This window comes from Pseudoalteromonas sp. S1608, assembly GCF_005887265.1.
GTDB lineage: Bacteria > Pseudomonadota > Gammaproteobacteria > Enterobacterales > Alteromonadaceae > Pseudoalteromonas > Pseudoalteromonas undina.
Map to the genome: position 1 here is coordinate 119,065 of NZ_PNDK01000015.1, position 23,928 is coordinate 142,992.

A 23,928-nucleotide genomic window follows, 5' to 3' on the forward strand; every position below is an offset into this window, starting at 1 on the left:
TACAGCTTAAGCTGTACGTTTAGCTTTTTGCGTAATGTCTGTGAGGCTCTGTTTGCTTTTTAAATAAACCTTATGCACAGCAAAAGTAAGTAAAGTCATCAGTACCATCATACAAAGTGTCGGCCAAAGGCTGAGGGTATGATAACCAAGCGCCCCCATAAACCAGCAAATAAGTACCCATTGAATAACATAGAGCGCGGTTACATGTTTACTGGCATATAAAAGAGCACGTGTAATAGGGCCATTATATTTATCAGCAAAAATAAACTGTATAGCCGCTAGTGCACATAAATTTAAGCCAATTAAATAGCTAATACCGCCGCCATTTAAATGGAAAAAGTTGCCAAACTGCCCTTTAAAATCAATGGCTAACCATATGCCACCAATAACAAGTAAAGCAACACCAAGTTGTGCACATACTTTATATAAGTAATCGGCATTTTGTTGGTTACTAAGGTATAAACGACCCAGTACGTATCCCGTTAATATCGCACTTATCCAAGGAAAAACCGGAAAATACACCTGATAGTTATTAGCAAAAAACAAATCGCTAATATAAGGTGAAAGCGTAAATTGCTGCCCCCTCACAAACTGGCTCATAACTGCAATTGCAATGGCTAAAACCGCAATCCATATTGTTTTCCAACGGGCAATATTAAGCACACCAAACAGCAATAAGCTAACTCCAGCCAGTTGTAAAATATCACCTGTTAACACTATAAATTGTAACTGCCCAGCACTGAGCGGACTTTGCCAGCCATAAGCATTTATAAACGCCTCGGGCATGGTATTAAATACTTCAATAGGCAGCCAAAACTTGGCCGCATTCATTAAATAGGCAAGCAGTAAAAGCTGTAAACCTCGCTTAATTAACAGCAAGGGTGTTTGCCTACGCGAAAGCGCCATAGATAGCCCCATTGCCACCAAAAACGAGGCGGTGCCTTTGCCAAGTATATGCACAACCGTACCAAATGCGCTTTCACTTTGAAGCGTTGTGGAGGCATACATCCATAAGGTATGCACAATAATCATAATAAAAACGCTCGCACCACGCGCAAGATCAATCGTTTTAAGACGTTGGTTCATTGGTTTTAATATCCTTTTTAGGGCAGGTTTGGCATTTGCTATAACCGGCTAAATAATAGCGGCAACAGGTTAAACGCTGGGGTTTTTCAGTAAATGGCGCATCAATATTAAAGTGTTCACAAATAAGGGTGTGCAGCTGACGATGGCAATTGTTGATATGTAAAGTAGTAGCAAGGTCTAAGCTATGAGCTCGCTCAATGGCGCTACTTAATGAATCGAGTAATAACCGAGCTTGTTCTTTTTTACCAAGTGCATAGTCGGTATTTACCCATTCACCAACTTGGCTTATAAAATGAGTAAACGCTTTGGTTTGCTCAGTTTTACTTACTAACACGCCATTATTCAGGTTAAACCCACGACAATAAGCGCCATTTACCGCTAACGGCATGTTAATGGGATCTGCCGTACTTTGTTTGCAAGCAAACCAATAGCAATAAGCGTAAATAGCTTGCCAACAAAGCTGCAAATACAAATGCCGACTAATAAATTGCTTAGGCGCAGTCGGGTACTGCGCCTTACAACGAACAGTTAAAGCGCGCACTAATAATAAGCTCGGTTTAAAAGTTCGTTGCACGGGTTGTTGGCAATATAAAAACTGCGCAAGGGTAATCGGTTTAGCCATACAGCTTTGCCGATACGGGGTTGTTTAAGTTACCAGCAAACTGCAAACTACCCGCCGGATCGGTTAAATCAACCATTTGCTCATTATTACCTAACTGTAAGCGGTTTAAACAAGAGTGAGCAAACTCATCACTAAAAAAGTCATACTCTTTAAATCGCTCATTTAAAGCAGGGTTAGCATGTTGATACGCTTTAACACTTTGCGTAACACACTGCCAAAAGTCATGCTCTGTAATACGCTCTTCTCGCACTAAAATTGCCACTAAGTATCTAAAGAAGCAGTCAAATACATCGGTAAATATACTTAATAACTCAAGTTCTTTAGGCATAGAAACATGAATACGTTCAACCCCTGCAGGCAATACTTCAGTGCTATTAAGTAAAGCAACCTCTTCACCTATGTCTTTCATATATGCGCCCACTGGCACCGAATTTTTAAGCTTTAAAATGAGGTTTTCGCCGTGGGGCATAAACACTAATTTATGCGCGTAAAAGCAATGTACTAGCGGAGTTAAATAGGCATTAAAGTAGGCACGTAACCACTGCTGCGTGCTCAAACCACTTTGTGCTATCCATTCGCCCACTAAACTTTGGCCATTGTTATCTAAGTGTAATAACGCTGCCATAGTGGTCAGTTGTTCATCACTATTTAAATTATGGTTTGGGTTTTCTCGCCATAAGCAGGCAAACATTTTACGATAGGGTGTATCACCTAGCGCGCTTTGCTCAAACGTATGATGGGCATAACCTAAGGTGGCGTATTCTCTAAGCGCTGTAAAATTAGCGCCTGCGAGTTGTTGATCTTGGCTAACCTTAGCAAATACCCAATCGTTAATGGCAGGAGTCACCGCCATGTAAGCACGCGATAAGCCACGCATAAATCCCATATTTAAAATAGACAACGCCACTTTTAAATACGGCTTATGCGGGTGCGAGCAATTATATAAGGTCCGAATTGATTGTTGCGCTTGATATAAATCGTCACCTTCACCTAAATACACTAATCGCTGATTTGCCAACTCATTTGCAAATACCACACTCAATTTGTGTTGGTACTGCCAAGGGTGAGCAGGAATGAGTAAGTAATCATCGGGGTTTAGGTTTTGAGCTTTTAGCGCTTTGTTGAACGTATCTCGGGTGGTTAAATCTAGTTCATCACTTATATGGCTTGGGTAATCGGCAAAGTATTCACTATGGGCAAAGTCGCATACCGTTTTTTGCGCTGCTAACCACAGTACTTTAAACGGTTTGCCTACTTCTGGCGCATAACGTAAAAAGTCAGCTTTACTAAAACCAATGCGGCCATTATTAGCAACAAAGGCAGGATGCCCTTCACTCATTGCGGCTTCTATTTTTTGCAGCCCTAAATTAGCTAACTGCGCCGCTGTTAAGGTGTTATTTTCGCGTTTGAAGCACGCACTGGCTAAAGTAGCATTTAGCTCTTCAAGGTAGGTGGCAAGGCGCTTACCCGTTAAACCTAGCGCAGGCCCTTGCATACTAAAAAAGTGCAACACATCTAGCGGCTGCAGCTCTTCGTTAAGGTTGTAAAAGCATAAGCTTGGCTCGTCTATATCTATATGATTCAGTGCCATAGCACGGCCATTAAAAATAAAGTAACCGCCTTCAACATTCACTTTAAAGCCTTGCTTTGTTGTCTCTGCGGCCAATAAACGCTCGTGCACTAGCTCGGTGAGTGCTTTAGCTTGTAAATGCCGATTTGCCCATTGCCAATGTGGCTGTATCACGTAATCAGTTTGCAAAGGTGCTAACGAATCAGTAAATAGTTGGCTGTGCCTATCAAAGGCTGCTTTATTACAAAAGCCTAAATAAGCGGCTTTTTCGCCTAGTTGAATTTGCTGGGTGTGCACAAATCCCAAACGTTTATTTAAAGTATGAATTTTACTATTAGCAATGTCGGGCTCAACCACAACACGGGCGGCACTGTTTTGAGCAAAAATACTTTGCAGCACGCACTGCATCATTTCAAAACTAAAATGGCGCTTAGGTGCCGTGTTAGGCGCTAATAAAATATGCATACCCACATCATTAGGTTCCACCTCGTACGCCGCTTTCATTAAGCTTTCGTGCTCAGGGCTATAAAGCTCAACTAAAGCCAATAGGTTATTATTTTGCTCGATCACATATGCCTGATGATGAGGCGTAACAAAAATATCTTGATACGCTTTAGTTATTTGTTGCTCGGTTTGCTGCTGCATCCCCCAAAAGTGCGCATACGGTTGCTTAAGCCAATCGCAAACTGTTGGCATATCTGTTTGCTGTAATAACCGCATCGTCACTTTGCCGGTATGCTGTAGGGTGGTTACAAAAGATGAAAAATACATAAAAACTCCAATAAATCTTAAAAACTAAGACGCTGAACGCGCAGTTCGAGCAACAGCCTTAACCCGCCAAAGCAAAATAAAGGCAAGGCTTGCAAAGCCAATGGCAGCAAAGTAAAACACAACCGTTGTTGAAAGATGCTCTACGCTCATACCCACTAGTAACGACGCTAAAATAACCCCGATATTTTGAGCTATGTGCACTTTGGCAAAGTCGCTGCCGTAATGTGCAGGCTCACTTTTAGCAAATAGCATTACCTCTAGCAGTACCATCACTTGAAATAGCGCAAAACCATATAAAACACGTGATAAAATCACTAACCCAACCGACTCCTGCGCTTGTAAATAAAGCCCAAGCGCCCCTAAAATAAGTGCACATAACAAAGTGCTCGTGCGGCTTAATATTGGCAGTGGTAAATGCTGCCTGAAATGGTTAAAAACCAGCATAACAAGCGCGGCAAAGGCAGGAATGGCGTATACAACAGCGCTTTGCAACGTACTGCTTTGTGCGTTTAATGCTTGCCAATGAGTAGTAAAGAAGGGGCGAATTAAAAACGCGCTAAAATAAACCACCACACTTAAAAAGCAAAATTGCCAAATAAAATAGGGAATACGTTCTCGCGGTTTTTCAGTCGCTATTGCTTGCTGATAAATACCTGTTTTTAATGAATACATTAAGTAGGCGCATAATAAAACCTGAACTAGGTCACCGGCACTACTGAGTAATAACGCATAGCGTGGCTCTGCTAAACTAAAGAAGTAACCACCAATTAAAGCACCACCAATCGCACCAAAATGCATCAATACAGAAAACAAACCAATAATAGATAAATGCTTAGTTTGTTGCTCTAATCGCAGTGCAAATGGGTATATAAGTAGGTAGCTTGCCTTTAGCACCAACATAAGTTGGTAGTAAATCCAAAACTCCCACACATTGGTCGCAAAGTAGCAAAGCAGGCCAAAACCAGCGGCTACTACTTGGGTTACTAACCACAAAGCCAACTCATTGTATTTTTTAGCGACCTTAGCCCATAGTGGTAAAGCCAGCATTACAGTAATACAACAGTTAGCCACAAAGAGGCCGATTAACGTGGCGTTACTAATAGCAAATTCACTAGCAAAAAATTGCGGATAAAACGGTAGCAACAAGGTATCGCATACCACCGAAATAACCGTCAGCAAAATTAGCGCTAAACGAAGACTCATGCGGCGCTACTCTGCTGTTGTGCTGATAGGGTTACATCACTTAAATCAAAGTTTTGAAAAGCAATTTTTTGCTCAACCTGATAAGGCGAATAACCTAAAATTTCACGTAAAATAATACTATTACGATAGCAAGCCATACCTAAATCTGGAGTTACAAAACCATGAGTATGCTGCTCGGCATTTTGTACAAAAATACGTTTTTGTTCGCTATCTACCGCATATTCACGGCTTACCAAATAACGACCTTGCTCATCTTGGGGTAATTGGTGGGCAATATTATTTAAAAAAGCAGGGCGCTGATATTTAAAGCCCGTGGCGCAAATTAAAAAGTCGGTTTCTATTGAAAAGGGCTGCTCAAGCTCCTGATGATAAAACTCAGTCAGTAAACGCTTACCTACTTTTTGAGTGCCTGTTAGCCTGCTGTTAGTTTTAAATGTAGTAGAAATTGGCCCATCAAGGCTTTGCGCGTAGAGGGTGTCGAAAATGTCGTTAATTAAATCGCCATTAATGCCTTTAAATAGATTTTTTTGGTTTTGATTGAGCCAATCTCGCTGCTCAGTTTTTAAATTATAAAAGTAATCTACATACTCAGGAGAGGTCATTTCAAGGGTGAGCTTAGTATACTCAAGCGGAAAATAGCGCGGTGAGCGTGCTATCCAATCTAACTGCAAACCTTGCGGTACTGCTTGCTGCAATAAAGTGTGGTAAATTTCTGCTGCACTTTGCCCAGCCCCTACCACAGTAACCCGTTTAGCTGCCTTTAATTCATCAAGCCGATGACAAAAATCGCTACTGTGCATTACGTTATTTGAGTTACTTTGCACAGCGCAATCAGGAATATACGGTGCAGGCCCTGTGCCCAAAACAATATGGCGAGTCACATAATGTTGCATACCATTAGGGGTGTTACAGCTAACGGTATAACACTCACTTTGCGGGCAAAATTCAACGTGAGTGACTGTTTGTTCAAAGTTAACATTTGAAAGCTGCGAGCAAACCCATTGGCAATATAAGTTGTATTCACGGCGCAATAAAAAAAAGCTTTCGCGAATATAAAACGGGTATAAGCGATTATTTAATTTGGCATAATTTAAAAAGCTATACTGGCTGGTTGGATCCGCCATGGTTACTAAATCCGACATAAACGGAGTTTGTAATGTAACGCCTTCTAGCATCATTCCAGGGTGCCAATCAAACTCACTGCGCTGCTCCAAAAACAGGCTTTTTACATCTTCGAGCGGTTCACTTAAACACGCTAAAGATAAGTTAAATGGGCCAAGGCCAATAGCTATAAAATCGTAAGGTTGATTATCCATTATGCAATTTCCCTATAAGTTTGCCATGCAATGTGGCTAATTTGCTCAATAACAGCGCGTACATCAGATAATTGGCACTGCGCATTAAGCAATGTAAATTTAAGATAATGACGACCATTTATTTTTGTACGGGCAATCATGGCTTCACCGGTTTTTAAAAACGTTTGTCGTACATGCAGGTTTAAAGAGTCGAGTAAATCAAGGTCATGTTTTAAATCATCAGGGGCAAATCTAAATACCAAGGCACTAAGCTCGGGGTAGTTAACTACTTCAAAGTCGGGGTGGTCGTTAAGTACAATATGAGTTTGGCGCGCAAGACCAATAACTTTATCGAACGCGCGGCCAAGTGGTGCTTCTCCAGTGGTGCGCAGTGTTAGCCATAACTTTAAGGCATCAAAACGGCGAGTGGTTTGCAGACTTTTATCTACCAGATTAGGCGTGCCATTTCCGGCCTCTGCTAATGGGTTTAAATAATCGGCATATAAAGTAATGTGGCTAAAATGACGTTTGTCGCTTAATAAAAAGGCACTACAACTAACCGGTTGCATAAATGATTTGTGATAATCAATTGTTATTGAATCAACCAACTCAATGCCATTAAGCGCATTGCGATGGTGCTCACTCACCAACAAACCGCCGCCATAAGCGCCATCTACGTGGCACCATAGCTGCTCTTCTTTAGCTAGCATGGCAATATTATGGATTGGATCGATTGAGCCAAAATCGGTTGTGCCTGCGGTAATAACCACTGCAATGGGTAAATTACCTTGCGCTTTGCTTGTTGCTATGGCTGTTTTAAGTGCCTGCATATCCATTTGCATTTCGCTGTTTGTAGCCACCGGCACCACAGCGTTGTAACCTAAGCCCAGTAACGCCGCCGCTTTTTGAATACTAAAATGCGCCACCTCAGAGCAGTAAATTTTAAAGCGCGAGGCAACAGCTGGTAAGCCCTGAAGTTTTACCTGATGTTCTGGCGCATATCGGCTAACAGCCACTTCACGAGCAACTAACATTGCCATTAAGTTTGATTGTGTGCCGCCACTAGTAAATACTCCATCGGCAGTGCTTGGCAATGCCGCTTTTTGGCATGTCCAATCAATCAGCTTTTGTTCGATTAACGTCGCGCCTGCACTTTGATCCCACGTATCTACTGAGGTATTAATAGCAGCAATAATATGTTCGGCCACAACAGCAGGGTAGGTTACAGGGCAGTTTAAATGAGCCATATAACGCGGATGATGAAAATACACAGCATGATCTAAATATACGCCTTTTAGCTCTTCAAGCACCGCCGGAAAGTCAGCCAATGGCTGTGATAAATCAACATCGTTTACTACTTTTGCTAACGTATTTACCGACACACCTGAAAATGGCTTTTGGGCTTTAGCCATCGCTTGCTGTACTGCCGACAGCCCTTGCAATGACGCTATTTGATAATTAATGAACTGCTCTAAATTGAATTGTGGGGGCAAGCCGCTTTGTTCAAATACAGCCTGTTTTTCAATGGTATTAATATTTAACACTTGAGATTGAGACACATCAACATTCCTTGAGTACACTTTTTAGGTGCAAGGATCTTAATGATAATGATTTCCATTTACAATAGTGAAAAAAGATTAGATAGCAACTTTTTTTAAATTAGAGCTAATAAGCTTGTCGTATATTTTTAACTAAAATCGATAAACTTCACTATTAAACGACAAGCATTACATACAAAAAATAAACTTAAAAAAGAGAAAGTTAAGTAAATTATTTTAGCGGTAGCAAAGCCATGTTTAGCCATTACCATCTATTTAAATATGAACAATAAATATGCAATTGAGGTTAATAATCACTGTTTATGAAATATTTAATACAAAACTTAAAGTATTGGCGGTTTTTCTGTTACGTTGGTGTTTGTATTAACGCTAAAGGACGTCATGATGGAAGTAAAGCAACTAGCAAGTCAGACCTTAATCGGCTTAAAAGTAAGAACCTGCAACGCTAATGAAATGAACGCTGGCACTGCAAATATAGCTGAACTTTGGCAAAAATTTGGTGAAAAGTTTGCCAACAGCCTCACCCAAAACACCAAAGTATATGGTGTGTATACTAATTACGAAAGCGATCTCACTGGCGATTTTGACGTAATTGCCTGCTGCGATAATTTATCAATTAAACTCCCTGAAGCTAAAAAAGTAACCACCCAAGCTGGGCGTTATTTGGTATTTAAAGGTGAGGGTGAAATGCCCGATGCAGTAATAGATTTATGGGGTGAAATTTGGCAATACTTCAGCTCAGACGATTGCCGCTATGAACGTACTTACACCAGTGATTTTGAGTATTATAAAAACAGTAACGAAATAGAAATTGCCATTGCAATTAAAGACTAAAAACGGCTAGGTTTGTAAGCGCAAACCTAGCCTTTCATTACTGTAGTTTAACCCCTGCCAACTAAATCATTCGTTATTACTTGCCAGCTTGGTTTTTAAATCATGTAAATCGCACGCCGTTATTGTAGGCTCAAGCTCCCAGGGATCAAAAATAGCCTCATTTGAGCGCTGTATCCACGCAGCACGCATACCGTGCGATAACGCCCCAATAACATCAAATGGGTTACTCGATATCAACCAGGTATTAGCGCCGGTTGAATGTGCCTCGCGTAATAAATGACTATAAACACCGGGGTTGGGTTTAAAGGTTTTAATGTCATCGGCGCTCACTACGCCTTCAAAAAGCTCACTTATACCTGCGGCTTCGAGCAAGGTATTTACCGCACTGGCCGCACCATTAGAAAACGCAAACAACCGATAGTTTTGTGCTTTTAAGCTCTCAAGCCCTGCTTTAACGTCATCGAATGCGGGTAGGGTTTTATAACGCGCTAATAACTGTGCTTTTTGCTCATCGCTTAAAGTTACCTTGTGCAGTAAACACGCATAATTAAGTGCCTGCTCAGTACACACCGAAAACGGCACGTAGTTTTGCATTAAGCCACGCCTAAACGAATATTCGAGTTGTTTTTCACGCCAAGTAGTTGAAAATGCGTGCGCGTTATCACCAACCATATTTTCAAGTAACGACACCACGCCATGGGTGTTTATAAGCGTCCCGTATACATCAAACGCCAGTGTAGTTGCCATTAATGACTCCTGTTTAAATCGTTTCTAAAGCGCAATTTACTACTCAATATTAATCACCTTATCAGTTAATAAAGTACAGTAAAAGCGCCCGCGTTTTAAGCAGTTACTGTAAACCCCCGTTACGGTTTGGTTAAAAATAGCGCAAGGTAAAGTGGTTCTTTTGTTTCTTTTGGAGGAGAGTTTAGAAAGGGTATGTCTTTATATGAACAGCTGGCAGTAGTTACTCTGCAAATGATCCAAAAAAGCGGTTACTTTCACTAAAGGGTATTTTCGACCAGAATAAAGTGCATGCAAAACTAAATCCTCGGGCTCATCAGGCAAGTTAATTTTAACCAAATCGCCTTGCTCTAACTCCGTAAGGCAAGCGTTCAAGGGGAGTATTGCAAATCCTAATCCTTTTAGTGCTGCAGCTTTTGCCATTAGCCCGCTGTTTACCTTATAGCTGGATACGACACTAATAGCCCCTGCTTTTTTGAATCGCCAAGGCATTCCTTGTAATACAGATAAACTAGTAATACAGGGAGACTTACTCAGTTTATCTATTGATTCTGGAGTAGGGTACTTTTCAAGTAAACAGGGTGCAGCCACCACATAACTTGGCCAACGCAGCAACTCTTTAGCAACCCAGCCAGAATCTTCTAATGACCCACGACTAAAACGTAGTACCAAATCAAACCCCTCAAGTAATCCCTCTGCAGGATTGAGCTGAGTATCGCAACTCAGTTTTATTCTAGGGTGTTTGTGGCAAAAATCAGCTATAGCTTCAGCCATGAAAGGGAGATCAGGTGTAATTATTTTAAGATGCCCAGCTATCGAATCACCCACTTGATGAACTTCTTTCAGCGCATCACCCATCGCCATAATAAGAGGAGATAAGCTATGATAAAGCTGCTCTCCTGCTGCTGTTGCTGTCATTTTACGAGTTGTGCGCTCTAATAATCGAATATTTAAGGCTTGCTCTAATAAAGCAACATGTCGGCTAATGTTAGAGGTTGGCAATTGGCGTTGCTCTGCTGCTCGCTTAAAACTTAGCTGCTCGTATACTTTTTGAAAGCTCAACAGCCATTGCATATCAATATTCTCTAGCACTATTGCCTCACAATATGGGATTAACAAACCAACAGTAGCACATTTATCCCAATAAATGATTTTGAAATAATCATTGTGTCTTTCAACAATATGGAATAAGCAAATGAGTAAGGTTAATCATATAGCTATTATTGGGGCCGGGGTTGCAGGTTTAGCATTCGCTATTTTTGCAAGAAAACAAGGCATAAAAGTGACCATATACGAAAGGAATAGTCATTTTTCCTCAATAGGCGCAGGGGTTACCCTGTGGCCAAACGCTATGTTTGTAATAAAGCAAATGGGTTTAATCAATAAGTTTAGCCAACTAGGTGGTCAGCCAAGCTTTATGCGCCAATTTAGCCGCGCTGATACACAACACGCTGAGTTTGATATTAAAGCACTTAATTCAACAAGCGGCTTTCCCACGATCACTATTTTGCGCCGAGATTTAATAAGTATTTTAGCTCGCGAGCTCAAAAGCCTGAGCGCGACAATTCATTTTAATCGCTCTATAAATACTGAGGATATTCATCAACTAAAAAAACAATTTGACCTAGTGATAGGCTGCGATGGGCGTATGCATTCAGCAGCTCGCGAACTTCTTTACCACAATACTGTACTTCCCAAATATCAGGGCTTCATCAACATCATTGGCATTAGCAAAATGGACTTAGCTGCATTTAACCAAAGCATTCACGACTACCGCAACAAAACAGAACGATTTGGCATAGTGCCTGTGGCAAATAATTTTTGTTATTGGGCTGCTGCTTGGCCAAGTAAAATAGACAAAACCAAACAAATAGACGATTGGTATAATGAAATGCGTTTGCGCTTTAAAAACTGGCCTGAAAAAATCCAAACAGTATTTAATTACAGCGAACAAAACAGCATAAAGCAGCTATTTGTACATGATTTAGATCCACTTCCATATTGGCATAATGAAAATTTACTGATTATCGGTGACGCAGCCCACGCCCCATTACCTACATCTGGACAAGGCGCCAGCCAAGCACTTGAAGATGTATGGCATTTGTCTCAAATACTTAATAAAGGTGAGCAGCTCGAAACCGTTTTAAAGCGATTTTATGAAACGCGAATAAATAAAACCACAACCGCACAGCAAATTGGACGACAAGTGGCTAAGCAAATATTTACTCAGCAACCATCACAAGACTCAGCAACGCCAGAAATCTCTGTTACTCAGCTTAGTCAGTTATATATGCAAGGGCTAAATGAGGTTTAGAAGTATAAAAAGTAAATATTAAAATAACATCAAGGAGGAACCTAAACTATTTGTAGGGTATAAACACCTAGCTGACAATAAAAGCTTATTATGGTCATCTTTTCAGCCTCAGCTTTTCATCTCAACACTGTAAACAGGCAGCGGTTTCGTTAAAAATACCGCAAGGTAAATGCGGTATTTTTATATTATTGATTACTTAACTGCCCCCCTAGCACTGCTGCTTGGCTATAAGCATTATCGAGCGATAGTTGATGGCGTACATCGGCAAACTCTTGATACTCTGAGGCAATTTCATGAATGGTACTCACGCCTAAATATTTACTCAACGTACGTAAGTGCGGCACTAAATGGCTCATATGCTCACGTATGCCACCTTGCTCAAAACCAAACTCACCGGTTGAGGTGATCACAACTAATATTTTACCGTCCAGCAAAGGCTGCAGTGGGAAATCCCCACGGGAAAGATCAAAATCAAAAGTTTGGTTTATACGTATTACTTGATCAAACCATGCCTTTAACTGTGCGGGCATACCGTAGTTATACATAGGCGAGGAAATCACAATAATATCGGCAGCGGCAATTTCAGCGATTAATGTGTCTGACAAGGCCAGTAACTGCTGTTGCTCTGCGGTTTTTTTATCATCAGGGATAAATACCGCACCTATCCAGTCTTGAGTAATAAAAGGCGGAGGATTCACACCAACATCACGGTAAAAATATTCATCTATAGCTTGGTGTTGTGCAAAGCTATTAATAAATTGCTTAGCAATATTTTTAGAGATTGAATCGTGATCTGGGTTGTCGTTTTTAACAGCTCTTACGCTTGCATCAACGTGAAGTAGGGTAGTCATACTGTTTATCCTATTAGTAAATGTAGGTTAATCATCTTACTAACAGGCATATTTCACAAACGAGTAAACCTTAACTATAAATAAGTTATACTCATCTATAAGTTAATTCTATTTGGTGTGAATAATCCCCCATGCAAGTATCACTACAAGCACTCAAAGCCTTTGAAGCTGCGGCGCGTTTAGGCAGTTTTAAAGCCGCCGCGGATGAACTATCGCTCACGCCAACCGCGATTTCGCATCATATAAATAACCTTGAAAACCGTTTAAATGTGGATTTATTTTACCGCCAAGTTAGAAAAATCACTCTTACCCCCACAGGTGAATATTTAAGTGAAGCAACAAGCAACGGCTTTAACCTTATTAATCAAGCGCTAGCTACCGTACAAGCCAAAGGCACCGCCGTTAAAATTACCACTACGTCATCACTGGCCGCACTGCGTTTAATACCCGCATTACAGGAGCTATCAAAAAGTCAGCCCAATCTTGAGGTGGATATATCAACCAGTGAAGCCGTTGATAAGCAATTGCACACCTTACCGATTCGCTTTGGCCAGCAGCGCAATATAAACGCTGATGACATTATAAAAACCGAACAATTTAACTTATTCGGCTCATACAAAGCCGCGGATATCCCATGGCAAAATGGCCCCGTTACGCTCTATACCACTAAATGGAAAAACAACGCGCTAAGTGAGCCTCCAATTAAACAATGGCTTACTCAAAACAATTTAGACCCTGCGTTATTTATTATTAAAACATTTGACCAAGAGCTATTTGGTATTCAAGAAGCTATGGCAGGCTCAGGACTGGTTTTTTGCTCAACCACGCTAGTACAACGATTATTAGACACCGAGTTACTCAAAAACTTTAATACCCACGTAGTTGAATCTGACTTTTGCTACTACATACCTAATAAGCAGCGCTTTCAAACCAGAGATACACGCATAGTTTTAGAATGGGTAGAAGGGATGTTGAATTTATAAGTTCTAGTTATAAATCTAATTAAGTAATAGCTAAAAGTAGGAGGTTATTTGTTTACCTTATTGTTTTAGACTGTTACTGATAAGCAAAATATTGAAAATGGGTCAGTCAAAGTATTTGATGTCTGAAGTTAAGATTTTCCCCCTTTCTCCTTTGTATCGGAGGGATAACCTCAGATATTGCTACGAATGAAATAGTTCGAAAAAGTTAGCTGCCTTGCTTGCTGCATCAAATCAATGAGTTAACCTGCTTAACTGATCAGGCTAATAGCGGCTGTGTGAGCGAAAAATATCCTTGCTTAACGGTTAAACATTAGGTTTAATGAACAAATAATAAGCGCTGAGCAATGCAGGGAAAGCTTACATAACACTAGCTTAGCTGATTAAATTAGCTAGGAAGGTGAGAGACTCCAAAAGTAAATTCCCATAGCATAAACAACACCAACTCTGACACACCGAGCAGGTAGCGCATCAGCCCAACAAGCTATTTTGCAACACAAACTGCGTGTCGCATAAATACTAAAATGTTAATGAGCCAATAGCTCTAAATCGAAGTAGTATCAACTAAAAAGGAAATAATGATGGAACGTTATAAGAACTTTGGTGGTAACTCGAATGTAATTGCATACGAAATTGGGGCAAGTGATATCACTGTTCAATTCGGCGATGGTTCGGTCTATTTATACACGAATCAAAGTGCCGGTGCTGCCTGCATCAATGAAATGCATAGGCTAGCAAGAGCCGGGCAGGGCTTAAATAGTTATATAGGTAGAGTAGTCAAAAAGGGATATGCTAGAAAAATCAGATAAGTAGCCCTTAATAATTGTAGTCACAGCGACGGCTTTGCAGTTCCAACTACACCCTCACTACAAAGCCGGTGAGTATAACTATATTTTTCATCACCAAAGTATTTGATAAACAAGAATATGCTGAAGATGTCATAAAAGTAAAATTATTCTCAAATAGACTTTCTGTATACGACATTAATGCACAATTAGAAGTAAAATTACCGAGAGATAAAATGTATAACAATCGCGATTACTCTGATAAAAATTCAGCTGCGTTCCAACTTTAGCGATCTTGCGGACGTTAGCATTACAAGGAGAATTCATTGAGTACAGTAGCATTTGAAGTAGCGCAAGCTGTATTAATATCTATCGGTGGAGGTACAATTATTACTTTCGCTCTTTCAAGTTTTCTCGGAAAGATATGGGCAAAACGTATCTTACAAAATGAGAAACAACAACATGATAAGGAGTTATCTAAATATAAAGCTCAACTTGATTCTCTAATGCAAAAAGATAGCCTTAACTATCAACAAAAATTAGATCTATATAAAATTGTATCTAATCCATTAATTGAACTTATCGCATTACTTAGCAAAAACGGCTTAACTCAACAGCATGTAAATCAATTTGATCGTCAAAGGTTGTACATAACAGCTCAGCTAGCTTTGTTTGCACCTCAACCAGTGTTTCATGCATTCACTAATATGAACGATTATATCTACGATTCACTAGAAAACGAAGATTACTCCTTTTATGTCTTTAGAGATAAAGCTTTGGCATTTTTGTCTGAAATGCGTAAAGATATTGGGATATACAATGATAATGTTTCATACAACGGTCACAGATAAAGCTAAACTTAGGTTAAGTTTAATATTTTGTTGTTCACACGTTATTGAGCGCTCCCTCTCTCATTCAGGATTGGCGTGAGTAGAATATATGGGTAAATATGAATAATTACAAAGTAGAATATCTGTCCGTCATTAACTCCAAAGAGACCTTTTGTAAGTCAATCTCTTCGTTTAATAACCTTCTTCAGTCATATGACAATGTCAGTATTAACGGGAATAAAATTGACTTTGAAGGGACTAAATTTGAGTATGACGTGCAGTTTGGTGAAATTCAGGAAGATAGTCAGCGTTTTTTTCACATAAAGCTAAAGTGTAAAAACAAAGCAAATTTGGACAAGTTCAAGCTACTGCTTAAGTCAGTGAGAACATTATTAACAAAGGCTAGTGAAAAACCGCCAGAGATTCTCTGGGATGATTTAAGTAGTGAATTAGCAAATAAAGCCTATCCGGCTGTACATGAAATAGAAAACATGATGCGCAAGCTAATAACTAAGTTTATGCTAACAACAATTGGGCTAGCTTGGACAAAGGATGCAGTCCCTAAAGAAGTTTCAGAATCGATCAAAACCAAAAAATCGAGTACATCTCAGAACTACCTTTATGAAGCAGATTTTATACAATTATCCAACTTCTTATTTAAGGAATACTCAACTGCAAATTCGAGAAAGCTAGTTGAAAAACTTGGAACTGTAAAAGATATAAACGAACTTGAACTAACCGAGCTACAGGAGCTTGTTCCACAATCAAACTGGGAGCGATATTTCTCTCCGATAGTGGATTGCAAAAGCGAGTACCTACAAACAAGATGGGAAAAGCTATATGAATTACGGTGCATGGTTGCTCACAATAAATTTTTAAGCGCTGATGATTATGATGAAATATGCCGGGTAACTAAAGAAGTTAAAGATAAAATTACTCAAGCTATAGAAAACCTAGATAAAGTTCACGTGTCAGAAGAGCAAAAAGAAGATGTTGCTGAGAATATCGCAAGCAGCATGAATTCACTTTATGGTGAATTCATTCGAAGTTGGAATATGGTTCAGGAGCTGCTTGTGCATCTCTATAGTATGTCATTAAATGGAGATGAGGATTTTTACCTGAATAAAAAGCAGATGATGAACGCGAGAGCTCTTGTAAAACCGATGATCGCTAAAGGGGTTCTTCCAAAGGAGTTTGGTCCTAATATTTTTGAGCTAAATGCTCTTAGAAATGCTGTTGTTCATCACTCTGATCTGAAAATTAGTGAAAATTCATTTTACGATTATCTTGGTATGCTAGATAGAATTAAGTCAGAATTAATTCATATTGTAGAAAACTACAGGCCATAAAATATAGTAGGTTCACATGATTCTAGCCGCATTGCGGCTTAAACCTAAAAATTCAAAAGAAGCAAGGCTTGACTTCACATAACATTATTTATTAATAGGCTCTATTGCACTTAACCCAACCAATATTCAACAAACTTAAAACCTTTCCCCTAGCACCTTTTGCCTTTAACCTTGCATTTCAACTGTAAACCCCCATGACATTTTGATTAAAAAAGCCACACCTAAATATTTTTTAAGGTGTGGCTTTTTAAAATAGGCGCAAATAAAATTAAGCGACATTTGCTGCTAATAGTTCGTTACGTACTAACTCTGCGCCTTTGCTTAGGGCGTTGAGCTTACCGTTCGCAATATTGCGGGGCAGGGGGGCCATGCCGCAGTTGGTGCATGGGTAGAGTTTGTCGGCATCTACATATTTAAGTGCTTCGCGTAGGGTGTTTGCCACCTCTTCGGGTGTTTCTATAGTATTGGTGGCTACATCGATTGCGCCCACCATTATTTTTTTACCGCGCACCAGTTCTAATAACTCTATAGGTACATGTGAGTTTTGGCATTCTAGCGAAATAATATCAATATTCGATTTTTGCAGCTTAGGAAATACTTCTTCGTATTGTCGCCACTCGGTACCAAGGGTTTTCTTCCAATCGGTGTTGGCTTTAATGCCGTAGCCGTAGCAAATATGCACGGCGGTTTCGCATTTTAACCCTTCTATAGCTCGCTCTAGGCAGGCTATGCCCCAGTCGTTCACCTCGTCAAAAAACACGTTAAAAGCGGGTTCATCAAATTGAATTATATCAACCCCAGCGGCTTCTAGCTCTTTGGCTTCTTGGTTGAGTATTTTAGCAAATTCCCATGCTAGTTTTTCACGGCTTTTATAGTGATCGTCATACAGGGTGTCGATCATGGTCATTGGCCCAGGCAGTGCCCATTTAATTGGTTGGCTGGTTTGCTGGCGTAAAAACTTGGCGTCTTCAACAAATACCGATTTAGTACGAGACACAGGGCCAACCACTGTGGGTACGCTGGCGTCGTAACGGTCGCGAATTTTAACTGTTTTACGGTTTTCAAAATCAACGCCATTTAAGTGTTCAATAAAGGTGGTTACAAAGTGCTGGCGAGTTTGTTCGCCATCGCTGACTATATCTACGCCTGCAGTTTGTTGCTCGTGCAGGGAAATACGCAGGGCGTCGTGTTTGCCATCTACCAACTCGCTACCTTGTAATTTCCACGGTGACCATAAGGTTCCGGGCTCAGCAAGCCATGACGGTTTTGGCAAACTGCCTGCTGATGAAGTGGGTAATAGTTTTTTCATAATAAATGCTGCCTTTAATTTTGTTGTGTGATTAAGCGATACTTGCCGAGAATTGCTGCAATACTGACTGATAAGGCTTAATAAAGTGCTGCTCGGTAAATTTGCCTTGCTCAACCGCTAATTGACCTCGCTCTGCGCGGTCATACACAATTTGCGTTAATGAATGATCGTCATTTTTTAAATTCGGTTTATAACGGCTACCAGCGGCGGCGTTGGCGTTATAAATTTCTGGACGATAAATTTTTTGAAACGTTTCCATGGTGCTGATGGTGCTAATTAGTTCAAGGTTGCTGTAGTCGTTAAGTAGGTCACCAAAAAAGTAAAACGCTAACGGCGCAACGCTATTTGGTGGCATAAAGTAGCGCACTTGTAAGCCCATTTTTTTAAAATATTGCTCTGTTAACGACGACTCATTAGGCTGATACTCTACGCCTAAAATAGGGTGTAGATTTTCGGTTTGCTGATAGGTTTTGTTATCAGATACGCTTAAACAAATAACCGGTGGCTTTTTAAAGTGCTGTTTATAGGTATTTGAGTTTACAAAGCATTTAAACAACTTGCCGTGTAAGTCACCAAAATTATCAGGGATACTAAATTGCGGTTTGCTTTTGTTATGCTCAAGCAATAACACGCTAAAGTCGTAGTCGCGCACATACGATGAAAAGTTATTACCCACCATGCCTTCAATTCGCTCGTTGGTTTCGCGGTCAATAATATTGGTTTTTAATACCTCAATTGACGGAAATGCCTGGCCACTGCCTGCAATGTCTAAATCGACCGAAATGATCTTGAGCTCAACCTCGTAACGATCCCCTTGTGGGTTATCCCAACTGGCCAGTGCATTAAAACGATTGTTGATCATTTTTAGGGTATTACGCAGGTTTTGTTGGCGGCTTTCACCCCTTGCTAAATTAGCGAAATTGGTCGTAATACGTGTGTTATTTGATGGATGGTAGTTTTCATCCAAGTTAGTGCTTTTAATAGTAAATGTAAGATCAGTGCTCATAGCCGTATCCTTTCAATTTGAGTTGTTACTGCTTTTATGAATGACACATTACTTGCTGTTAAAACCAAACTAACGGGATAACTGTAATGGTGCTTTGCAGAGTTAATAAATTTATACGCGCTATGTAGCATGAAGAAAAACGGTATTATTTCAGGTAAAACATGAGCCAGATTCACTCTCTTACTAAGTTGGATGAATAAATTAGGCTAGTAGACGCTCCCACTCAGACAAAACCCATTTTAGAAGTCTGGATTTCTAGATGTTTTTACGGGTGTTGTGATTTATTCATACAAAACGTGAGTATTATTCAATGCTCATAAGTACTTAAAGTCCAATTTGCATAAACGGTTGTTGATATACTCGAATAAACTTAGGTGAGCTTAAGCGCTTTATTAAGCAGCTCGCCGTCGCAGAACTTTCCACAACATAAGAAGAGATAAAAGGAATGAGTGATTTAATAGTGTTAATTATATACTGCGCCATATTAGGTAGCGGTGTTGGTTTTTTAGCTGGCTTATTAGGAATAGGGGGCGGGCTGGTGATTGTGCCCATACTCAGCATGATATTACTGCACTTTAATGCTTTGCCACCTGAACAAGTAGTGGTGGTTGCCATTGCGACTTCGCTGGCCTCTATTTTATTTACCTCGACCTCGTCGGCTATTGCGCATCATAAAAATGGCAATGTACCGTGGGATATTGCACCTTGGGTGATGGCGGGCGTTGCCTTTGGCGCGCTCATTAGTGGCTTTATGGCCGCGCTGTTACCTGAGCATGTAGTGCGTTTAGTATTTGCTGTAAGTGTGGTGTTAATTGCATTAAAAATGATTTTTTCAGGTAAGAATGATTCAACAATAGAGCGCCCGTTGCCAAATAAAGGACTACTGAGTGTTTATACGACCATAACCGGTGGCTTGTCTGCCATGATAGGTATTGGCGGCGGGGCAGTATTAGTGCCGTTACTGACGTTTTTTTCTGTTGATATGAAAAAAGCCATTGGCTGCGCCTCGGCCTCAGGCATTGTGATAGCCCTGTTTGGTTCAATGGGTTATATCAGTTCAGGCAGCCAGTTATTTAGCCTAAAAGAAGGATTTGCAGGCTTTGTATATTTGCCCGCTTTATTGGGTATTGTATGCACCTCATGGTTTACTGCACCGCTCGGCGCTAAAGCCACCCATTATTTGCCAGTTTCAACCATAAAGAAAATATTTGCCGGCTTATTAATTGTAATGGCAATCAATATGTTTACTCGATAAGAGCATTTATATGAGCCTTAAAAAGACGCGGCATAAAGCCGCTGCTACCGTATTAGCTACTAGTAGCAGCGGGTTCACCCCGCGTCGAGGTTAAATAATAGCTTTTAGCCCCCCCGTAACCCGCACCCCGACGCCCGTCAATCTTAAAACGATTAACTAAAATCTACGTCATTTGCGCATGCTTTATAAATTCATCATAAATACTGTCTTTAATGAGCCTGTCGGGCGTAAAGGCATAATAATGCTGATAAACATTATCGATTGTACCAATGTAATTTACGCCGTAATGGCGCTCCACTTCGGCTCTTACCAAAATAGGCGCAGGGAATATCCCAAACCCTTGCTCACCTAACGACTTCATTAATGCGCTGTCGTCAACATGGCCAGCTATTGTCATTTCAATATCTTGCTCTTGCAGCCAATAATAAATAGCACGCGCGACGGGGCTTTCTTTTGCGGGGAGCACTAAAGGCTTGTTGTTTAAAGACTGCGGAAACTGCTTATGTAGTTGCGAATGCCATGTTTCGTTACCAAAAAGAGCGATTTGGCTTTTACCTATTTCATGGCAAAACGCCTTAAATGGCAAATTAGTATCGAGTGGTTTATCAGCTAACACTAAATCGAGCTTATGAATCGCCATTTGTGCAAGCAGTTCATCTTGTTGGCCGTCAATACAGTGCAAGTTGGTAATACGGTCGTTATTAATTAAAGGCGCTAGCCACTTCGACACCAGTGATTTAGGCAACACGTCTGAAATACCCACCTTTAACGTTCGTGAATATTGCGTGGTATCACCTTGCGTGGTTTCTAGCCATTCATGGGCAATAGCAAACATATCATTGGTGTATTGCTGGGTTACATGGCCAAATTCCGTTAACTGTAGGCCTCGGCCTTGGCGAACAAACAGTGGGTTTCCTAATCGTTGCTCTAAGTTAGTAATTTGTGAGCTGACCGTTTGCGGCGTTAAATTAAGTATTTTACTCGCCGCTGCAATACTGCCGTGCTTACTTACCTGCCAAAAATAATATAAGTGATTGTAGTTAATGTTGGTAATCATTCGAAAATACCTGTTTTAAAGTAAGAAATAATCAGCTTTTTCCTTTGCCACTAAGTTAGTAGATTACAGTCATGCCTGCAACATAGTTACTATTAAAAGGTGTAATTGCATGAAGCTAAAACTTACAGTTAAAAACAAGATAATTAACGCAAGTGAAAAGATGTCGCTTTTGAAGTTGATAAAAAGCCAATTGGCAAAACATGCTTTAAATATTCGTAAAGTAGAGATTCAAATAAATGATCTTTCGAGTGAGCGCCACGGCACTTTGCAGCAATGCAAAATTAATATTCTTTTGCCTGGGCTACCCAGTATTAATGTAAATACAAAGGGAAGAAGTATGCTGCAAGCGATAAAGCGGGCACTTAAAAGTTTGCAGCACATTCTCGTTAATAAGTATCAACCTTCGCAACCAAGCTCTTAGTTTTTATTAATATCGCACTTGCAGTGGCATGGATGCTACTCTTTTAATACGACTCTAATTCCAAGCCATGTTTAGTATTAAAAGATTCAATTATTACCTATTGAGCAGTATTTCCTTGTTGGGTTTTGTTGGACTATACCCAACTTACCGTAACTAAAATTCTTTGACCTTGTTCCTTTAACCTTTGACCTCAATTGTAAACCCCCGCACCATTTTGATTAAAAAGAGAGTGAAATTTTCAATTACCTAAATTCATAGTTTATTGTGAATTTATTAGGTTCATGCCTATTAATTTACTAATTCACAAAATACTGTGAATTTATCCTTTAGTGAGTTAACCTTCATAATAATTCACAAAATATTGTGAATCATTAGCTTTCCTGTACTATTTTTACTATTATTCACAAAACACTGTGAATTTTGGATGGGTTATGGAAGTCACGATAAAGTCAGCAAAACAATTAGGTAAATTGGCAAGTATAGTGAGGAAAAGCCAAAAGCTTGATCAAAAAACTGCGGGAGATTTCTCTGGTATTAGTATTAATACAGTGAGTGACTTTGAAAATGGCACAGGCTCGTTATCAATTGGCCGCGCGTTCGATTTAATGGAAGCTTTAGGCTTAGAAGTAAAAATAGATGTGGTGATACCTCAACATGATGAAAAGGCTAAAAGTAAATTACTAATGCAAATCCAGAACATGGTGGCTGAGCATGAATAATAGATCACTTAATGTTTATGCTGGCAAACAGCTCATGGGCCAGTTACAAGATAGTAATGGTTTTTGGTCTTTTAAATACGATCAAGATTGGCTTAACTCAGCTAATAAATTTGCAATAACTCCTAGTATTCCATTACAAGAGCAAATCATTCTTGATTCTGGTACTACGCGGCCTGTGCAGCAGTTTTTTGATAATTTACTGCCAGAAGAAAATGCACGTGAGTTATTAGCGAAAGAAGTGAAAGTGGATCATGAAGATTCATTTGCTCTACTTACTGCATCCGGCATTGAGTCTGCTGGTGCTTTAACGCTATTACCAGAGCATGTCGATTTTCCAAGCCCTAGTGCAATACCGTTATCTTTTGCCGAGCTATCTAGGCGAATTAAAAACTTACCCAGAGCACCTTTAAATATCCGCCAAAGTAGCCGTATGTCACTTGCTGGCGCGCAGCATAAAATGCTAGTTATTAAGCTCGGCGATGAATTATTTGAAGGAAATGAAGGCACACCTTCAACTCATATACTTAAACCAGATCATTCTGAGCCAGACCAATATTGGCAAACGACATGCAATGAATGGTTTATGATGAAACTAGCCAAGCGCCTAGGAATAGATGTACCCAATGTGCAGCTCATTTATACACCCGAGCCAGCCTATTTGGTTGAGCGCTTTGACCGTGCAGGAAGTTATCCTGATCAAGAGCGTAAGCATATTATAGATAGTTGCCAGTTGTTAAGTTATAGCAGACACTCCAAATATTCTGCATCAACGGTTGAAACATACCAAAAAATACTCAATAACGTACGGCCTAAAGCGGCAACGGCCATCAAGTTATATCAATGGGTGATTTATAATTTATTAGTCGGGAATGGGGATGCGCATTTAAAAAATATTAGCTTCTATTACGAAAACGGATCTGCGCAAATAACACCGTTTTATGATTTATTAAGCACCATTATTTATGTTTCAGAAGGTGGTAACCCTCTAGAAGAAGCCTTATCCGTTCCTATCAATGATAAAAAACGTTTTTGTGATGTTACTAAAGCAGATGTAATCGCTTTTGCAAAAGAGCTCGGTATTCCAAACTCTGCCGCAGTAAAGCAACTAAGTTATTTTGTAAATAATATAGAGAGTGAATTTAGCAACTTATACCAAGAACTTGTGAATATGCCATCTGCGGATGTACGCGCAGCGGAATTAAGAATGTTAAGACAAGTGCAGTTTTTAGTGGTTAAAGAAATGATTGGGCGGCTGAGTTAAAGCAAGGGAATGAGGATTAATAAAAGTTCCTCATGAACACAACGTTTTAGCCCGTTTCGATAAATAACTTTTCATTAAGTATGGACTTTCTATAGTTAGTGTTGGGG

The 23,928-nt window shown here is 40.0% G+C and carries 22 protein-coding genes; 10 read left to right on the plus strand and 12 right to left on the minus strand.

The window, feature by feature from the left end:
- Positions 1-6: 6 nt before the first annotated feature.
- The 6 genes from CWB75_RS07915 to CWB75_RS07940 are packed head-to-tail and all read right to left on the minus strand — an operon-like array spanning position 7 to position 8,106.
- On the minus strand, positions 7-1,086 hold the full coding sequence (locus CWB75_RS07915) for a heparan-alpha-glucosaminide N-acetyltransferase domain-containing protein (RefSeq protein ID WP_138570336.1): 1,080 nt from the start codon (positions 1,084-1,086) through the stop codon (positions 7-9).
- Positions 1,070-1,708 carry a hypothetical protein gene (locus CWB75_RS07920; protein WP_138570337.1) on the minus strand — a complete coding sequence of 213 codons (639 nt, stop codon included), beginning with the start codon at positions 1,706-1,708 and terminating at the stop codon, positions 1,070-1,072. Before CWB75_RS07920 ends, CWB75_RS07915 begins: the two co-directional genes overlap by 17 nt.
- A complete protein-coding gene (locus CWB75_RS07925; protein WP_138570338.1) occupies positions 1,701-4,049 on the minus strand; it encodes a GNAT family N-acetyltransferase in 2,349 nt (782 codons plus the stop codon). The genes CWB75_RS07920 and CWB75_RS07925 overlap by 8 nt, the downstream gene beginning before the upstream one ends.
- 24 nt (positions 4,050-4,073) lie before the next feature.
- Positions 4,074-5,252 carry an MFS transporter gene (locus tag CWB75_RS07930; protein ID WP_138570339.1) on the minus strand — a complete coding sequence of 393 codons (1,179 nt, stop codon included), beginning with the start codon at positions 5,250-5,252 and terminating at the stop codon, positions 4,074-4,076.
- Complete coding sequence (locus tag CWB75_RS07935) at positions 5,249-6,568, minus strand: lysine N(6)-hydroxylase/L-ornithine N(5)-oxygenase family protein (protein ID WP_138570340.1); 1,320 nt, start codon at positions 6,566-6,568, stop codon at positions 5,249-5,251. Before CWB75_RS07935 ends, CWB75_RS07930 begins: the two co-directional genes overlap by 4 nt.
- Entirely contained in the window at positions 6,568-8,106 is a 1,539-nt protein-coding gene (locus tag CWB75_RS07940; protein ID WP_138570341.1) for a pyridoxal phosphate-dependent decarboxylase family protein, read from the minus strand. Before CWB75_RS07940 ends, CWB75_RS07935 begins: the two co-directional genes overlap by 1 nt.
- Positions 8,107-8,490: 384 nt before the next feature.
- Here CWB75_RS07940 and CWB75_RS07945 point away from each other — a divergent pair, with 384 nt between their 5' ends.
- On the plus strand, positions 8,491-8,940 hold the full coding sequence (locus tag CWB75_RS07945) for a GyrI-like domain-containing protein (protein ID WP_096038942.1): 450 nt from the start codon (positions 8,491-8,493) through the stop codon (positions 8,938-8,940).
- Between the two features lie 66 nt (positions 8,941-9,006).
- On the opposite strand, the gene CWB75_RS07950 is transcribed toward CWB75_RS07945, so the two are convergent.
- Together CWB75_RS07950 and CWB75_RS07955 are read right to left on the minus strand one after the other, a co-directional pair.
- Positions 9,007-9,687 (minus strand): haloacid dehalogenase type II, encoded by a 681-nt coding sequence (locus tag CWB75_RS07950; RefSeq protein WP_138570342.1) that lies wholly within the window; start codon positions 9,685-9,687, stop codon positions 9,007-9,009.
- A gap of 198 nt (positions 9,688-9,885) precedes the next feature.
- A complete protein-coding gene (locus CWB75_RS07955) occupies positions 9,886-10,776 on the minus strand; it encodes a LysR family transcriptional regulator (RefSeq protein ID WP_249362317.1) in 891 nt (296 codons plus the stop codon).
- 103 nt (positions 10,777-10,879) lie between these two features.
- Here CWB75_RS07955 and CWB75_RS07960 point away from each other — a divergent pair, with 103 nt between their 5' ends.
- Entirely contained in the window at positions 10,880-11,998 is a 1,119-nt protein-coding gene (locus CWB75_RS07960; protein WP_138570343.1) for an FAD-dependent monooxygenase, read from the plus strand.
- A gap of 185 nt (positions 11,999-12,183) precedes the next feature.
- On the opposite strand, the gene CWB75_RS07965 is transcribed toward CWB75_RS07960, so the two are convergent.
- On the minus strand, positions 12,184-12,849 hold the full coding sequence (locus CWB75_RS07965) for an FMN-dependent NADH-azoreductase (protein WP_138570344.1): 666 nt from the start codon (positions 12,847-12,849) through the stop codon (positions 12,184-12,186).
- A gap of 131 nt (positions 12,850-12,980) precedes the next feature.
- Between CWB75_RS07965 and CWB75_RS07970 the strand changes: the two genes are divergently transcribed.
- The 4 genes from CWB75_RS07970 to CWB75_RS07985 all read left to right on the plus strand — a co-directional run bounded on the left by CWB75_RS07970 (position 12,981) and on the right by CWB75_RS07985 (position 16,793).
- Positions 12,981-13,832 (plus strand): LysR family transcriptional regulator, encoded by an 852-nt coding sequence (locus CWB75_RS07970; RefSeq protein WP_138570345.1) that lies wholly within the window; start codon positions 12,981-12,983, stop codon positions 13,830-13,832.
- Between the two features lie 575 nt (positions 13,833-14,407).
- On the plus strand, positions 14,408-14,638 hold the full coding sequence (locus CWB75_RS07975) for a hypothetical protein (RefSeq protein WP_212750898.1): 231 nt from the start codon (positions 14,408-14,410) through the stop codon (positions 14,636-14,638).
- Between the two features lie 302 nt (positions 14,639-14,940).
- Positions 14,941-15,465, plus strand: coding sequence for a hypothetical protein (locus CWB75_RS07980; protein WP_138570346.1), 525 nt, complete (start codon positions 14,941-14,943; stop codon positions 15,463-15,465).
- Between the two features lie 98 nt (positions 15,466-15,563).
- Positions 15,564-16,793, plus strand: coding sequence for a HEPN domain-containing protein (locus CWB75_RS07985; RefSeq protein WP_138570347.1), 1,230 nt, complete (start codon positions 15,564-15,566; stop codon positions 16,791-16,793).
- A 268-nt stretch (positions 16,794-17,061) separates the two neighbouring features.
- Here the strand turns inward: CWB75_RS07985 and CWB75_RS07990 are convergent, their stop codons facing one another.
- Together CWB75_RS07990 and CWB75_RS07995 are read right to left on the minus strand one after the other, a co-directional pair.
- A complete protein-coding gene (locus CWB75_RS07990) occupies positions 17,062-18,102 on the minus strand; it encodes a methionine synthase (RefSeq protein WP_138570348.1) in 1,041 nt (346 codons plus the stop codon).
- A 31-nt stretch (positions 18,103-18,133) separates the two neighbouring features.
- The gene (locus CWB75_RS07995; RefSeq protein WP_138570349.1) at positions 18,134-19,108 is read right to left on the minus strand and encodes a DUF1852 domain-containing protein; all 975 of its coding nucleotides are present in this window, start codon (positions 19,106-19,108) and stop codon (positions 18,134-18,136) included.
- A 445-nt stretch (positions 19,109-19,553) separates the two neighbouring features.
- On the opposite strand from CWB75_RS07995, the gene CWB75_RS08000 reads away from it, so the two are divergent.
- Positions 19,554-20,363 (plus strand): sulfite exporter TauE/SafE family protein, encoded by an 810-nt coding sequence (locus CWB75_RS08000; protein ID WP_138570350.1) that lies wholly within the window; start codon positions 19,554-19,556, stop codon positions 20,361-20,363.
- 163 nt (positions 20,364-20,526) lie between these two features.
- Here CWB75_RS08000 and nhaR read toward each other — a convergent pair whose 3' ends face one another.
- Positions 20,527-21,420, minus strand: a complete 894-nt coding sequence (gene nhaR, locus CWB75_RS08005; protein ID WP_138570351.1) for a transcriptional activator NhaR — start codon at positions 21,418-21,420, stop codon at positions 20,527-20,529.
- 109 nt (positions 21,421-21,529) lie between these two features.
- On the opposite strand from nhaR, the gene CWB75_RS08010 reads away from it, so the two are divergent.
- The 3 genes from CWB75_RS08010 to CWB75_RS08020 all read left to right on the plus strand — a co-directional run bounded on the left by CWB75_RS08010 (position 21,530) and on the right by CWB75_RS08020 (position 23,821).
- Positions 21,530-21,841: a hypothetical protein gene (locus CWB75_RS08010; RefSeq protein ID WP_008110823.1), complete on the plus strand. Its 312-nt coding sequence runs from the start codon at positions 21,530-21,532 to the stop codon at positions 21,839-21,841.
- Between the two features lie 431 nt (positions 21,842-22,272).
- The gene (locus CWB75_RS08015) at positions 22,273-22,560 is read left to right on the plus strand and encodes a helix-turn-helix domain-containing protein (protein ID WP_075170146.1); all 288 of its coding nucleotides are present in this window, start codon (positions 22,273-22,275) and stop codon (positions 22,558-22,560) included.
- Positions 22,553-23,821 (plus strand): HipA domain-containing protein, encoded by a 1,269-nt coding sequence (locus tag CWB75_RS08020; RefSeq protein WP_138570352.1) that lies wholly within the window; start codon positions 22,553-22,555, stop codon positions 23,819-23,821. Before CWB75_RS08015 ends, CWB75_RS08020 begins: the two co-directional genes overlap by 8 nt.
- The last annotated feature ends 107 nt before the right edge of the window (positions 23,822-23,928 follow it).

Bases quoted from the DNA above. Each gene is read 5' to 3' on its own strand.
- CWB75_RS07915 (WP_138570336.1), bottom strand. From the start codon at position 1,086: ATGAACCAACGTCTTAAAACGATTGATCTTGCGCGTGGTGCGAGCGTT.
- CWB75_RS07920 (WP_138570337.1), bottom strand. From the start codon at position 1,708: ATGGCTAAACCGATTACCCTTGCGCAGTTTTTATATTGCCAACAACCC.
- CWB75_RS07925 (WP_138570338.1), bottom strand. From the start codon at position 4,049: ATGTATTTTTCATCTTTTGTAACCACCCTACAGCATACCGGCAAAGTG.
- CWB75_RS07930 (WP_138570339.1), bottom strand. From the start codon at position 5,252: ATGAGTCTTCGTTTAGCGCTAATTTTGCTGACGGTTATTTCGGTGGTA.
- CWB75_RS07935 (WP_138570340.1), bottom strand. From the start codon at position 6,568: ATGGATAATCAACCTTACGATTTTATAGCTATTGGCCTTGGCCCATTT.
- CWB75_RS07945 (WP_096038942.1), top strand. From the start codon at position 8,491: ATGGAAGTAAAGCAACTAGCAAGTCAGACCTTAATCGGCTTAAAAGTA.
- CWB75_RS07950 (WP_138570342.1), bottom strand. From the start codon at position 9,687: ATGGCAACTACACTGGCGTTTGATGTATACGGGACGCTTATAAACACC.
- CWB75_RS07960 (WP_138570343.1), top strand. From the start codon at position 10,880: ATGAGTAAGGTTAATCATATAGCTATTATTGGGGCCGGGGTTGCAGGT.
- CWB75_RS07965 (WP_138570344.1), bottom strand. From the start codon at position 12,849: ATGACTACCCTACTTCACGTTGATGCAAGCGTAAGAGCTGTTAAAAAC.
- CWB75_RS07970 (WP_138570345.1), top strand. From the start codon at position 12,981: ATGCAAGTATCACTACAAGCACTCAAAGCCTTTGAAGCTGCGGCGCGT.
- CWB75_RS07975 (WP_212750898.1), top strand. From the start codon at position 14,408: ATGATGGAACGTTATAAGAACTTTGGTGGTAACTCGAATGTAATTGCA.
- CWB75_RS07985 (WP_138570347.1), top strand. From the start codon at position 15,564: ATGAATAATTACAAAGTAGAATATCTGTCCGTCATTAACTCCAAAGAG.
- CWB75_RS07990 (WP_138570348.1), bottom strand. From the start codon at position 18,102: ATGAAAAAACTATTACCCACTTCATCAGCAGGCAGTTTGCCAAAACCG.
- CWB75_RS07995 (WP_138570349.1), bottom strand. From the start codon at position 19,108: ATGAGCACTGATCTTACATTTACTATTAAAAGCACTAACTTGGATGAA.
- CWB75_RS08000 (WP_138570350.1), top strand. From the start codon at position 19,554: ATGAGTGATTTAATAGTGTTAATTATATACTGCGCCATATTAGGTAGC.
- nhaR (WP_138570351.1), bottom strand. From the start codon at position 21,420: ATGATTACCAACATTAACTACAATCACTTATATTATTTTTGGCAGGTA.
- CWB75_RS08010 (WP_008110823.1), top strand. From the start codon at position 21,530: ATGAAGCTAAAACTTACAGTTAAAAACAAGATAATTAACGCAAGTGAA.
- CWB75_RS08015 (WP_075170146.1), top strand. From the start codon at position 22,273: ATGGAAGTCACGATAAAGTCAGCAAAACAATTAGGTAAATTGGCAAGT.
- CWB75_RS08020 (WP_138570352.1), top strand. From the start codon at position 22,553: ATGAATAATAGATCACTTAATGTTTATGCTGGCAAACAGCTCATGGGC.